11 protein-coding genes and 2 tRNA genes are annotated in these 11,802 nt (G+C 34.9%); 8 read left to right on the top strand and 5 right to left on the bottom strand.

Annotation, left to right across the window (positions count from 1 at the left end):
* Positions 1–36: 36 nt before the first annotated feature.
* From M0214_RS06770 to M0214_RS06735, 8 genes are all read left to right on the top strand, one after another.
* A complete protein-coding gene (locus tag M0214_RS06770; RefSeq protein ID WP_248724707.1) occupies positions 37–1,257 on the top strand; it encodes an adenylate/guanylate cyclase domain-containing protein in 1,221 nt (406 codons plus the stop codon).
* Between the two features lie 308 nt (positions 1,258–1,565).
* Positions 1,566–2,378, top strand: coding sequence for a hypothetical protein (locus M0214_RS06765; RefSeq protein ID WP_248724706.1), 813 nt, complete (start codon positions 1,566–1,568; stop codon positions 2,376–2,378).
* Between the two features lie 279 nt (positions 2,379–2,657).
* Complete coding sequence (locus tag M0214_RS06760) at positions 2,658–3,089, top strand: TerB family tellurite resistance protein (RefSeq protein WP_248724705.1); 432 nt, start codon at positions 2,658–2,660, stop codon at positions 3,087–3,089.
* A 618-nt stretch (positions 3,090–3,707) separates the two neighbouring features.
* On the top strand, positions 3,708–4,253 hold the full coding sequence (locus tag M0214_RS06755) for a tetratricopeptide repeat protein (RefSeq protein ID WP_248724704.1): 546 nt from the start codon (positions 3,708–3,710) through the stop codon (positions 4,251–4,253).
* 41 nt (positions 4,254–4,294) lie between these two features.
* Positions 4,295–4,378: transfer RNA gene (locus tag M0214_RS06750), tRNA-Tyr, on the top strand.
* A gap of 13 nt (positions 4,379–4,391) precedes the next feature.
* Positions 4,392–4,519, top strand: a tRNA-OTHER gene (locus tag M0214_RS06745).
* A 1,000-nt stretch (positions 4,520–5,519) separates the two neighbouring features.
* A complete protein-coding gene (locus tag M0214_RS06740) occupies positions 5,520–6,470 on the top strand; it encodes an ecdysteroid 22-kinase family protein (RefSeq protein ID WP_248724703.1) in 951 nt (316 codons plus the stop codon).
* Positions 6,470–7,306, top strand: a complete 837-nt coding sequence (locus M0214_RS06735; RefSeq protein ID WP_248724702.1) for a 3'(2'),5'-bisphosphate nucleotidase CysQ — start codon at positions 6,470–6,472, stop codon at positions 7,304–7,306. The genes M0214_RS06740 and M0214_RS06735 overlap by 1 nt, the downstream gene beginning before the upstream one ends.
* Positions 7,307–7,375: 69 nt before the next feature.
* Here M0214_RS06735 and M0214_RS06730 read toward each other — a convergent pair whose 3' ends face one another.
* From M0214_RS06730 to M0214_RS06710, 5 genes are all read right to left on the bottom strand, one after another.
* Positions 7,376–7,765: a cupredoxin domain-containing protein gene (locus tag M0214_RS06730; protein ID WP_248724701.1), complete on the bottom strand. Its 390-nt coding sequence runs from the start codon at positions 7,763–7,765 to the stop codon at positions 7,376–7,378.
* 59 nt (positions 7,766–7,824) lie between these two features.
* Positions 7,825–8,373: a carboxymuconolactone decarboxylase family protein gene (locus M0214_RS06725; protein ID WP_248724700.1), complete on the bottom strand. Its 549-nt coding sequence runs from the start codon at positions 8,371–8,373 to the stop codon at positions 7,825–7,827.
* A gap of 104 nt (positions 8,374–8,477) precedes the next feature.
* Positions 8,478–8,645 (bottom strand): hypothetical protein, encoded by a 168-nt coding sequence (locus tag M0214_RS06720; protein WP_248724699.1) that lies wholly within the window; start codon positions 8,643–8,645, stop codon positions 8,478–8,480.
* Between the two features lie 90 nt (positions 8,646–8,735).
* Positions 8,736–9,578 carry an AraC family transcriptional regulator gene (locus M0214_RS06715; RefSeq protein WP_248724698.1) on the bottom strand — a complete coding sequence of 281 codons (843 nt, stop codon included), beginning with the start codon at positions 9,576–9,578 and terminating at the stop codon, positions 8,736–8,738.
* A 30-nt stretch (positions 9,579–9,608) separates the two neighbouring features.
* Positions 9,609–11,738: a Tex family protein gene (locus M0214_RS06710; RefSeq protein WP_248724697.1), complete on the bottom strand. Its 2,130-nt coding sequence runs from the start codon at positions 11,736–11,738 to the stop codon at positions 9,609–9,611.
* Between the last annotated feature and the right edge of the window lie 64 nt (positions 11,739–11,802).

Raw genomic sequence — 11,802 nt, 5'->3', positions numbered from 1 at the left:
ACAAACCCGTAAACTAAAGTAAACAAGAATTACTAAATGGCTGTTGATGACACAAAAAGGACTCTTTTTCAAAGAATTGCTGATATTGGTTTAAAAGAGAATTTTTTGGTAACAGAAAAAAGGTATCTACAAGTATGCAATATAGCCGCAATACTTGGGGTTTTGTTTAGTTTATTATGGATGTTTATTGCCCTATCCATCTCAGAAATTACAAGTGCGGTATGGAATATAATATTGGGCTTAATGTTTCTAATGGTATTGGTTCTAAACCATAAAGGAAAGCGTATTGCCGCCTCGGCATGGCTTGCTATCTCTGCATACATTTCGGTGCTCGTATTTCTTTATTTGTCTGGTTACGCCTCAGGGATTAGCAGCGTTTGTTTTTTAACAATTATCTTACCCTACATGACTTTCCCCCGAAAAGCAAGAACTCTTGCTCATGGCTTTAGTTTATTGGCTTGCTTAACTTTAATTATTACTGTTGTCTTTCAATCGGAATTCTATGCTCACAATAAGGATATGGATCCCTATTTATCGCAAATTGTAAATATGGGCATGACGGCATTAATATGTCTCGCATTGATTTGGAGCTTATCGGTGCTGATTGATAAATCTGAAGATTCTTTGATTGCTGAACAGAAAAAATCTGATGACCTCCTGCACAATATCCTACCTGCAAACATTGTAAGAGACTTAAAGGAAAGCGGTAAGACCATTCCAAAAAGACACAGGAACGTTTCAATTCTGTTTACCGATTTTGAAGGTTTTACCGAGTTGGTAGCATCTACATCGGCAATCACCTTGGTCAATGAGCTAAATGATATCTTCGGACGTTTCGACGAAATCATGGAAGAAACTAACGTTGAAAAGATTGAAACCATTGGTGATGCCTACATGGCCGCTTGTGGTCTTGAAGATGAAATTACCAACCATGCTGTGCATTGTATCACAGCCGCAAAAAAGATGCTATCCTACCTTGAGGAAAGGAATAAGACCCACGAATTAAAATGGAAAATGCGGGTTGGCATACATTCAGGAATGGTAGTTTCAGGTGTGGTAGGCAAAAAGAAGTTTGCATACGACCTTTTTGGAGATACCATAAATACAGCTAGCAGAATGGAATCTACAGGTGAATCGGGCAGAATCAATATCTCGGCGTCTACTTATGAACTGGTAAAAGACGAATTCGCATGTCTTCCCCGTGGAAAGATTTTTACCAAAGGGAAAGGAGAATTGGAAATGCATTTTGTGAAATAAATTCTGGGGAATAGTAAATCGTAGAATTAACCTGTAATCATTTCTAACTACAGAGGTTTGTGACTCATCAATAACACATATTTAATACAATCTACCACAACATAAGCCCCTAATATGTTTTGTAGATGATTTAGCTACTCTTAAACGAAAAGATTTTTTGTTTGAAGTAGCTCGTTATTAATCTTGATTTTGTCAGAAAAATTATCGAAATTGCGTTTAGCAATCGATAAACTTCACCTGTGCTGAACTTGTTTCAGTATTAAAACGGAAGTCTATCTCCACGTTAGGCAACATTTAGGAAAACCGTATTGAAAAATAAAGTAAACTCTGTAGATTTATTAATTGAAAATCTTCAAAAGGAATTTTCAAAAATTCCGAACTTTGAACTTACTCAAAATGACCCACTCGGAAAAAAACTTTTTGATTTTGTAGTCAGTTTTGTTTCCGAATTTCACTCATATCAAGATTTATTTGTTCAGTTCTACTTTCCTGCTTCATTAAAATCCATACAAATTTTTAAAAGAGAACTTAAGTTTTCAAAGTATAAACAATTCTTCAATTTAACCGAAGATGAATACAAAGAAAATTATTTTGAAACTGTTAGATTAGGGTATGTTGGTGCTTTTCACAAATATGAAAGCTTTTTGAAAAACCTAATTCCGATGATGGATGAATTTTTCAAAGAAATTGATTCTGACAATAAATTTTTGCCGACAACGGAATATTTAAAGTCCGAATTCGATGTTGAATTAAAAAAAACAACTCATAATTTTCCTATAACACGAAAAATAAATTGGATTTGTAACTGCGTAAAGCATTACGATGGCTATCCAATTAAAGAACCTATACCGAAATATTTAGACCATTTCGATAAGAGTAAGAAAATACAAATTGACTCAAAAGAATTTAAAACAGATATGCAGGAGTTAATTAAGCATAACCATAATATGCTGACTTTATTATTTTATGTTGGTTTTCATCAATATTTTGGACTTGAATTTTCGACAATTGAAAACGAACTAAAACCAGAACAGAGAGAAAAAGATAAAGTTGAAAAAATGAGAGAAGTTTTAGGAATGTCAATAAAAGCATTATTTAATCTAGGAAAACACGTCGCCTAACAAAGATGTATAAAACAAAAGTTGTTAATTTAACCTACTGATATACATTGATTTATTAATGTTTATTTTTAAATTTATTTATATTTTATAAATGTTAATCTAAAGGAGGAGGTACGACGACGTAATCTATAAATTCTAAGTTCAGCCTAGTTTCCTAAAAAAGTTCAGGATAAATGTTACCTAACATGACACAGGTATGCAGGCGCCCAAAAAATTGAAATTTGGGTTTAAAATCTTAAAAATAATATGTACGTTTGCAGCACTAAAAAACAATAAGATATGTCGATTTCAGATTTATTTGATAGTGGATTTAAAAAGCGTAACGAAAGCCATTTTGCAGCTATAGTAAGAGTAGCTATGGCCGATGGTATCATTACCGATGAAGAACGTGCCTTTTTAGACAGGTTGGCACATAGATTGGAAATTAATGAAGTTGACTATAAGACAATTTTAAAGAATTATAATGATCACCCAATCAATCCACCAATATCTTACGATGAGCGTTTAGAGCGTTTATACGATTTAGTAAGAATGGTTTATGTTGATAATATTGAAGGAGAACCAGAATTATTACTTCTGAAAAAGATTGCTGTTGGACTTGGTTTTCACGCGGTAAACGTGAAATACATCATAGATAAAGCTTCTACTTTAATAAGTCAAGAAGCAGATTTAGACAATTTTGTGGACCAAATAAAGAATATGAATAGATAAGATATCTTAAAAACAATCATATTTAAAGCGTCCAACATGTGTTGGACGTTTTTTTTTGAAAAAATTTAGAATTAATTGAGTAAAGATTTTAAAAACTAAAATATAGGCCTTTGGAGTGTAAGCAACTGGGATACAAACTTTTGCCATAAACCTCGAGTATCTGCTAAAAAGCGGACAGGAATTGCTTATTTTATATTTTATCATAACTAACTGATTTTCAATAATTTAAATTGAAAAAAGTTTTGTTATTTAAAAAATAGTTTTAATCTTTGCAACGCAGTTTTAAAGAAACAACTGTCAAGAGAAATAATAATTTTAAACAAGAAGCCATGTTACAGCATAGTATACCGTTTTGGAATAGGTATAGTGATTTTGAATCACTCATGAGGCTTCGGTATTTTCTACCCACCTGCTTTAAGTAGGTATATTTTCCAGAAAAGCATCCGAAGCAAGACAACTGTTTCGGATTTTTTTTATTCCCAGAATAATTTAGTTCCGATTCTATTTAAGAACACATAAGCTGTGCTCTTAAATCACCCGTAACGGGTTTAATCATTAATTAGATGGCTGTTCAATACTATTTGAACAATTCATCCTGGATAATATTTATTAAAAACAATGGAAAATAATTTACATAACAACTATTTGTTTAAAGCTTTAGATGCGTATCCGTACGAGTTAGAAGAAACCTTGGAAGCATTGAACTACGCTTTGTCATATAACAGTAAAGATGCCCAGGCTTTATGCTTAATGGGACGTGTTTATGCCGAACAATTAAAAGATTACGAAACTGCTAAATACTATTATGCAGAAGCCGTGGCACATGAGATGGACATGCCAAAAACATATCCGTTCTACATTCAAACCTTACTATGGAATGAAGATTATGATGAAGCCGAAAAGCTAATAGCATTTGCTTTGACTTTAAAAGGTGTAAACAAAGCTATTTTACACTATTACAAAGCGGTTTTATTAGAAGAGCGGGGCCTATTTAAGGCAGCTATTAAAGTTTATAAAACAGCTTTAAAGTTAGCAACTGATAACTGCATTATTAACTATGTAGAAAACGAATTGAGCCGTGTTAAGAAAAAAATAAAACCTAAAAAGAAGAAGAAAAAGTCAAAGAAAAAGAAAAGCAAGAAAGCTGAAAAATCGGCGAAGTAACCCTTCGACTCCGCTCAGGGTAGGCTTCGCCGATTTTAAAAGGGAATTCGTCAGCGTTGGAGAGCTGAGGCAGACTGTAAATCTGTTGCCTTTAGGCTTAGTAGGTTCGAATCCTTCAATTCCCACAAGATAAAAACTGGAACGGTAGCAAAGTTGGTCAATGCAATGCACTGAAATGATTTTATGAATTCAACGAAACCTATTTCTTAAAATAGAATTCATTGAGTTAAAATGCATAGATATAGGTTCGAATCCTATCTGTTCCGCAACATAAAGTTCATTGAAATAAGGTGAGATTTTTCGAGATTTCATCACTGAAAAAAATCGTCATTCTTTAATCTTGACTATAGCGTGACGGGGCGGCTTATCGTCCTTAGATAAACTTGGTAACAAGGATAAATCTACAAGCAGGCACTGTGCGTAGAGACTGTTTTTCATGAAACAGTACATGTAAGCAAGCAACTCACATAAATCATTATAAACGAAGGGCAACTGCTAAAGTATATAAGGGTTTATAGCCGATAAAAAGGTTTGCGATGGAGACATCAACAGGAAAAGTTGTAGTAATGGGTTACGTCTTGGTCATCCAACCATACGGAGCGTATTGCAGTATTAAAGTTACCCGGTAGGAAACTGCTCGGTAGCTTGAAATACCGTGTGTTGGGAAACACACAAGGAGAAGGTTGGTATTTTGTAGGCTAAAATCTACGGAGCCATTTCCGAAGCCCTTCTCCTAGGCCAAAGGTTTTTATATCTAGGTTCGATTCCTAGTATCCTCACAGGAAAATTGGATAAATCTCTATTGGAAGAGTAAAAATGAAATGTACAAGACTTCGGGCATTGCAGCAGCTAGTAGTTGCCTAAACCCATTGAAATATATGGGACAATAGAGGTCGCAAACCTTTATTGTGCGGTGAACATTCTAGTAGGCCGCCTCAAAAAGAGGACGCCTATTAATGGTGAGGGAGCCAACCCTTGTAATTGCAAAGCGTGGATATAAAGCCTCTATGCAAGCCAAGTCTAAGTTGCCGAACGGTTGTAATGTATTGAGGCATCAGACAAGTACGTGATTCCCTATGCAATGGGAAAAACGTGGAAAACCGGGGAAGAGCTACGGCTATAATCCTGGGAAAGTTTGTCTAAAAGCGAAGGTATTCTCAGCGCGCTTTTTTAAATATAATACCGCTTTAGCTTAAAGAGAAGAGTTGTCGTAGAATTTGAAGTCAAGGTTTATTTGAATTCACTTTTCCCTACCTTTGAAACCCTATGAATAATTATTTCAAATCCATAATTCTACAAACCACTGGCGCATCATCTTTAAAAGAAAAGGAAGTTATTCAAGAACTATGGAGTGGTTATGGTAAAATTATTCGAGTTTCCCTCGAAGATTCAGCTTTAGAAAGCGTTGTTGTTAAACATGTGCAACTACCCCAAAAAAGCAAACACCCAAGAGGATGGAATAGCGACATCGGGCATCTAAGAAAATTAAAATCTTATCAGGTTGAAACCACTTGGTACACCAAGTACGCTAATTCTAGTATGGCTCGTTTACCAAAATGCATTGCTGTAGCGCATCATCAAGATGAAGTCCTTATAATTCTGGAAGATTTGGATAAAGCGGGTTTTCCATTGCGAAAACAAAGTGTAACATGGCAGGATATTGATAAATGCTTGGAATGGTTGGCTCAATTTCATACTAGCTATTTAAGAAAAGAACCTAACGGACTTTGGGACATTGGCACCTATTGGCACTTAGATACCCGACCTCAAGAACTTGAAATTTTAGAGGATATGGCCTTAAAAACTACAGCTTCTAAAATCGATGCAAAATTGAATGATTGTACTTTTAAAACCTTCGTTCACGGCGATGCAAAATTGGCAAACTTTTGTTTTTCAAACAATGGAGAAGTCGCTGGTGTAGATTTTCAATATGTTGGTGGTGGATGCGGTATGAAAGATGTCGCTTATTTTGTTGGGAGTTGTCTTTACGAAAGTGATTGTGAGCGTTTAGAACAACAAGTTTTAGACACCTATTTTAATCACTTACACAAAGCTCTTGGCAAAAAAAATGAGGCTTTGGAAAACGAATGGCGCGTTTTGTACCACGTTGCCTGGGCAGATTTCCATAGGTTTTTAAAAGGATGGAGTCCCGGTCATTGGAAAATTAATAGCTATAGTGAACGTATTACCGCTAAAGTCGTTAAAAATCTACAGTAATGGATTTACAACAATTAGCAAATATTGCTATTGAAGCTGCACTTTCTGCGGGTAAAGTCATTCAGAAGTATATGAATGAAGATGTTCTTGTGGAGCAAAAGAAAGGTGGTTCAAACTATGCCTCGCAAGTAGTTACAAAAGTGGATTACGAATGTGAAGCTATTATTTTATCGTATTTGATGCCAACTTGCAACACATTTAATATTGGTTTACTAACCGAGGAAACCGACGATAACGGCAGCCGTTTTGAAAAAGATTGCTTTTGGTGTGTCGACCCTATAGATGGTACATTGGCCTTTATTAACAAAACTAGTGGGTTTTCGGTGTCTATTGCTTTAGTCTCTAATGAAGGCACCCCTTTAATTGGCGTTGTTTTTGACCCAGTTTCAGAAACCCTATATCATGCCATTAAAGGACAGTGTGTGTTTAAAAACAAAAAACCTTGGGCCATTAATAATACTAATTATTATTTAACTTACTTAACCGATAAGACTTTGAGCAACACGCCTGAATCTGAAAAAATCGTAAAAATTCTGAATAATCACAAAACGCGTTTAGGCTTAACCAACATTAAAGAAATAGCTGGTAAAGGCGCCGTAATGTGTGCTATTTCAGTTTTAGAAAACGGACCAGCCTGTTTCATAAAACTTCCAAAAAAAGACCTGGGCGGTGGTAGCATTTGGGATTATGCTGCCACAGCTTGTATTTACCAAGAAATTGGTTTGCCTGCAACTACTTATAGTGGTGAAACTTTAGAGCTAAATAAACAACAGGATACTTTTATGAATCATCAAGGGGTTTATTTTTCAAACCTGAATTTAGAAATTCAAGTCTAAAGTTGTTATAACAAAAAAGGTCGCCTATAACAAGACAACCTTTTTCTGCTATTATTTAAAATTCGAAATTTACTCTACTGTAAGTGTGTATTGCGGTGTTTTGTTTAGAGGACAAAAGTACACGTACTCTCCTTTAGACAGCTTAGTTGCATTAGAGGTTTCTACGTTTCCTTCTTTTACAACGGCAGTAACATACGCAGTTTTTATGTGGTTTTCTGCGTTACTGGCATCTTTACCCTTAGGCACCAATACAAACCCAACGTCTGTACCAGAATGATTGTTGCTTATTTCAAAAATATAAGACCCTTCGCTAACAGTTAATCCCTTTTGTGTAAACTCACCTGGTGTTTGCTCTAAAGCTATCGTTTTTACAGCTTCTTTTTTCATCATGGTGTCTTGTGCATTACCGTTTAAAGCAAACCCTAATGCTACTACTAAAATTGCAATTACTCTATTCATTTTTTAAATTATTTATTATTATTACTATTTATTCTAATATTTATTTGATTCTGAATGTTTTAAACCCCTACAAGTGACAATGGCTCAACAACTGGAAAATCTACTGGTACGTTTGTCGTTTTATGGAGGTAGTTAGATATGGTTTTATCGCCTACCAAAGAAATTACATCGACAATACTTCCTTTGGTGTAACCTGCGCTTAAGAAGTTTTCAATAACCGCTTGGTCTGTAGCACCTCTATTCTCTGTAATGTTCTTAGCCAATTGCGCTAAAGCATCAAGTTTGTTGTCGAAAGATGCTTTACCAGAGCGTAATTCCAAGATTTGCTCATCTGTAAATCCGTTCATTTTGCCTATTGCTGTATGTGCAGACAAACAATAAACACATTGGTTTACTTCACTAACAGCAAGGTTTACAACTTCCTTTTCTTTGGCAGAAAGTGACGTTTTAGCATTTGAAAAATTTAAATAGTTTTCTAGGGCCGTATTACTATGTGCATAAGTTGCATATAGGTTAGGAACAAAGCCTACAGCTTTTTCTAAGTGATCGAAAATGGCTTGATTATTTTCACTTACTTCTTCTCGTTTTGGAACATTAAATGTGCTCATAATTTTATTTTGTTTTTATGTATTAAAATTTCTTGATGCAAAGTTGGATTATAAATGGATGTTAAACCATGTAAAAACCTCCTTATAATTTGTCAATTATTCCCTTATTGGTTTTTAACACCTATAAAAGGTCTTTCCATATCACAATAAAAATCATGATGATGTTTTTGCTCACAATGTGTTTTTGTGCTCAATCTTTTAATCAATGATGGGTTACTGTTTCCTCTGAAAATTTCAATTAAATTGAAAATCGATTTATGTTTTAAATTCATGACTTTGTGTTTTTTAATTACACTACAAAGATGAACTTTATACAACAGGTAATGAATAGATGAATTTCCTTAGAGTATGTCAATTTTTCCCTAAGATGCTTTTTTGAGCTGCTTTTTAAAATCTGAAGGGGATAGTGAAGTGTATTTTTTAAATAATCGGCTTAAATGAGAGGCGTCTTCGAAACCTAAATCGAAAGCAATCTCTTTGGCTGTCTTGTCTGTATATATCAGTAAGCGTTTAGCCTCAAGTACCACACGTTCGTGAATTAGCTTTAACGGACTTTTATTAAACCTTGCAAAGGAGTTGGAAAGTGTTTTAGGGGATTTAAAAAGTTGATCGGCATAGAATTGCACACTGTGCTCATTTCTAAAATGAGCTTCTACTAAAAGATTAAAAGCACGAAGTAACTCGCTTTTAGTATCTTTTTTATTGGTATCTATTTGCTCTTTTTCTTTGAGTAAACGAGTAATCTTTATAATGAGCCTCGCCATTAACATTCTAAGCATTTCGGCTTGAATATTGTCTTTTGTTTCAATTTCATCTACAAAAATATCATGAAGCATATTAAACTTGAGCTGTTCATTTTCGTTTAGATGAATTATAGGGTTTTGTTCCGCGCCAAAAAATAACAAACCAGCACAACCAACTTCTTTATCATGATCTTTAATACAGTAGAATTCTCGATTAAAAAAGTAAACTTTTAAACCCGTTCCAGAAACATATTGAAAAAACTGTACATTGGTAAGAGCAATAACAGTGTAAGGTTCTAAGGTAATGGGGATACTATCTACAATAATTTCTGCTTTTTCAGTACCTGTCCTTATAAAGGCAAAAATATTAAGTTGTTTGGATACTTTGAAAGGCGTTAGCAGAGACTCATCACCAACTTTTAAAATTGCATTTGTAGAAAACTCAGAAAAAGAATAAATCATGTAGACTAGGTCTACTTTTGTAGCGTTTCATTACATTTTCTTGTGAAGTTTTAACTTAACACGCTTTCTAGCTAAATCGACCTCTAGAACTTTTACGATAATCTGTTCATGTAAATGCACATGGTCATTCACATCTTTAACAAAACTATCGGATAAATTAGAGACATGAATTAAACCGCTTTCTTTTATACCAACATCTACAAAACACCCAAAATTGGTAATATTATTTACAATACCTGGCAATAATTGATCCGGTCGCAAATCTGTAATTGTTTTTATATTCTGGTTGAATGCAAATACCTTGGCTTGTGCTCTTATGTCTAAACCAGGCTTTTCAAGTTCTTTTAATATATCTTGCAAAGTAGGCAGCCCAACGGTATCTGTACAATAATCCTTTAAGTTGATTGCCTTTAATGTATCGGGTTTACCAATTAAAGCATTTACCGATTTACCCATATCTTTTGCCATTTTAGAAACAATGGCATAGCTTTCAGGGTGTACAGAGGAGTCATCTAAAGGGTTTTCGGCATCCTTTATTCTTAAAAAAGCGGCGCTCTGCTCAAACGCTTTACCGCCTAATCTAGGTACACTTTTAAGGTCTTTTCTAGAAATAAATGCACCCTTTTCTTGTCTATAATTAAATACATTTTCTGCCAACTTAGGCCCAATACCTGATACATAGCTTAATAGTGATTTGCTCGCCGTATTGAGATTTACCCCAACGGCATTTACACAATTTTCAACAACACTATCCAAAGACTTTTGGAGTTTAACTTGGTCTACATCATGTTGATACTGACCTACACCAATGGACTTTGCATCAATTTTAACCAACTCTGCAAGTGGATCTTGTAGTCGCCTTCCAATAGACACAGCACCTCGCACCGTAACATCATAATTAGGGAACTCTTCTCGAGCCATTTTCGACGCCGAATAGATGCTAGCGCCAGCTTCGCTTACCACAAACACTTGGATATCGTTTTTAAAGCGAATCTTTCTAATTAAGGCTTCTGTTTCTCTTGATGCCGTTCCATTACCAATAGCAATTGCTTCCGTATTATAAGCATCGGCCAAGGAACTTATCTTCTTCATCGCCCCTATACTGTCATTTTTTGGTGGATGCGGATATATGGTTTCATTATACAATAACTGTCCTTGAGCATCTAAGCAAACCACCTTACAACCCGTTCTAAACCCGGGGTCTATGGCCAAAACCCGTTTTTCTCCAAGCGGAGAACCCAATAGTAATTGCTTTAGGTTTTTTGCAAAAACATTTATGGCCGCTTCATCGGCTTTTTCTTTAGCTATTTGAAGTGCCTCGTTACTTAATGAAGGCAGTAACAATCTTTTGTAAGCGTCTTTAGCGGCTATTTCAATTTGTTCGGCACAATCATTATTAGACCTAATTAAACGTTGTTCTATTTTATCTAAAGCCCTGTCGTCATCTATTGAAATCTTTAATTTAACCACACCTTCTTTTTCGGCTCTTAAAATAGCTAACAGTCGGTGCGACGGAATTCGGCTTAACTCTTCTTCCCAATCAAAATAATCCTTAAACTTTTGAGCACTTTCTTCGTTTTCCTTTGCCTTTACAATCTTGGTGGAAATCCTTGCAAATCGTTCTAACTGATATCTAATGTTATTTCTAATATCTGTGCGTTCGTTAATCCACTCTGCAATAATGTGCCTTGCGCCTTCTAATGCAGCATCTTGGGATATAACCTCTCCTTTTACATACCTATAAGCGACCGATTCAATATCGTTTGCATTTTGGCTCATAATGATTTTCGCCAAAGGCTCCAGGCCAAGTTGTCTTGCTTTTTCAGCTTTAGTTTTTCGGCTCTTCTTAAAAGGTAAATACAGGTCCTCTAATGTTGTTAAATCCTGAGTAGAAACTAACTTCCGTTCTAAATCTTCGGTCAATACACCTTGTTCAGTTAGAGATTTAAGAATGGCTTTTTTTCGTTTTTCTAAAGTTTCAAATTGCTCTTTAAATTTTACGATATCTCCAATTTGGACCTCATCTAAATTACCCGTTCTTTCCTTTCTGTATCTAGAAATAAAAGGCACCGTACAGTCTTCATTGAGTAAATCTAAAGTGTTTTTTACCGATACTTCTGGTAATTGGGTAAGACGAACTATATAATTAAGAATTTGCATTTATTTTAATTTGAAACAAACGCAATTTAGGAAAGAATCTTGTTTTGGAAAATGTCTTGAAAAG

Origin of the sequence: Seonamhaeicola sp. ML3 (genome assembly GCF_023273855.1) — a bacterium.
Classification (GTDB): Bacteria; Bacteroidota; Bacteroidia; order Flavobacteriales; family Flavobacteriaceae; genus Seonamhaeicola.
Note: the sequence above shows the minus strand (reverse complement) of the source record. Positions and strands in the feature narration are given on the sequence as shown.

What these genes read in the sequence shown, in the direction of transcription:
- M0214_RS06735 (WP_248724702.1), top strand. Translation starts at nt 6,470, where the DNA reads ATGGATTTACAACAATTAGCAAATATTGCTATTGAAGCTGCACTTTCT.
- M0214_RS06740 (WP_248724703.1), top strand. Translation starts at nt 5,520, where the DNA reads ATGAATAATTATTTCAAATCCATAATTCTACAAACCACTGGCGCATCA.
- M0214_RS06755 (WP_248724704.1), top strand. Translation starts at nt 3,708, where the DNA reads ATGGAAAATAATTTACATAACAACTATTTGTTTAAAGCTTTAGATGCG.
- M0214_RS06760 (WP_248724705.1), top strand. Translation starts at nt 2,658, where the DNA reads ATGTCGATTTCAGATTTATTTGATAGTGGATTTAAAAAGCGTAACGAA.
- M0214_RS06720 (WP_248724699.1), bottom strand. Translation starts at nt 8,645, where the DNA reads ATGAATTTAAAACATAAATCGATTTTCAATTTAATTGAAATTTTCAGA.
- M0214_RS06770 (WP_248724707.1), top strand. Translation starts at nt 37, where the DNA reads ATGGCTGTTGATGACACAAAAAGGACTCTTTTTCAAAGAATTGCTGAT.
- M0214_RS06730 (WP_248724701.1), bottom strand. Translation starts at nt 7,765, where the DNA reads ATGAATAGAGTAATTGCAATTTTAGTAGTAGCATTAGGGTTTGCTTTA.
- M0214_RS06710 (WP_248724697.1), bottom strand. Translation starts at nt 11,738, where the DNA reads ATGCAAATTCTTAATTATATAGTTCGTCTTACCCAATTACCAGAAGTA.
- M0214_RS06715 (WP_248724698.1), bottom strand. Translation starts at nt 9,578, where the DNA reads ATGATTTATTCTTTTTCTGAGTTTTCTACAAATGCAATTTTAAAAGTT.
- M0214_RS06725 (WP_248724700.1), bottom strand. Translation starts at nt 8,373, where the DNA reads ATGAGCACATTTAATGTTCCAAAACGAGAAGAAGTAAGTGAAAATAAT.